The 887-nt window shown below is 70.3% G+C and carries 1 protein-coding gene and 1 pseudogene; one reads left to right on the forward strand and one right to left on the reverse strand.

What is annotated here, in order from left to right; genetic code table 11:
- A pseudogene (locus tag R1101_RS28770) lies at nucleotides 1–133 on the forward strand (acetyltransferase); the annotation flags it as partial.
- Nucleotides 134–300: 167 nt separating this feature from the next.
- On the opposite strand, the gene R1101_RS0124575 reads toward R1101_RS28770, so the two are convergent.
- A partial coding sequence (locus R1101_RS0124575) for a metallopeptidase TldD-related protein (RefSeq protein WP_016935777.1) occupies nucleotides 301–887 on the reverse strand: 587 nt, incomplete at its 5' end.

Below are 887 nucleotides of genomic sequence, written 5' to 3' on the forward strand. Positions count from 1 at the left end.
TGCGGTGATCATGCCGGGCGTGAGCATCGGCGCCGGTGCGGTGATCGGCGCGAATTCGCTGGTGACCGAGGACTGCGCGCCGAACGCGTTGTATGTGGGCAGCCCCGCCCGGTGGGTCCGCGACCTGGAGTGAACCGCCCCGCGAGGCGTCCAAATCGTCCCGGTTCGCCTCATCCCGTAGGGTCCCTCGGCCTCACCTGCGGGTTCGAGCCTTGTTCTGTCCACCTTCGAGAGCGCATGTCCGTCCGGAGGTGATCGGCGGGCATCTCGCCGGCCTGCTCCGAACCACTCGGGGTCCGGTCAGTGGGCGGCGCTGACCGACGACATGTGGAAATCGGGGATGCGCATCGGCGGCATCGCGGTGCGGGTGAACCAGTCCTTCCATTCCCGCGGCAGGGTGCGTTCGGTGGCGCCGATCTCGGTGGCGCGGCCGAGCAGATCCACCGGAGACTCGTTGAACCGGAAGTTGTTCACCGCCGCCCGCACCTGCCCGTCCTCGACGAGATACACCCCGTCGCGGGTCAGGCCGGTCAGCAGCAGCACCGCCGGATCGACCTCCCGCAGGTACCACACGGTGGTCAGCAGCAGGCCGCGTTCGGTGCGGGCGATCATGTCGTCCACATCGGCGGTGCCACCACCGGTGAGCAGCAGATTCTCCCCCGGCGCGGTAGGGACGGCCCCGAATTCGGCGGCGGTGGCCCGCGGATACGCCAGGGCGTGCAGGGCCCCGTCGCGGATCCAGTCGACCCGCCCGGCGCTCATGCCGGTGTCGAACACCGAGACGCTGTCGGTGGAGGCGGTCGCGACCACGAACGGCGCACAGCCGAGTCCGGGCGCGGCCGGATCGGACGTCAACGTCACCGGCAGCGCCGCGATCTGCTCGCCGA

It is taken from the genome of Rhodococcus sp. R1101 (genome assembly GCF_000278445.1).
Classification (GTDB): domain Bacteria; phylum Actinomycetota; class Actinomycetes; order Mycobacteriales; family Mycobacteriaceae; genus Rhodococcus; species Rhodococcus gordoniae.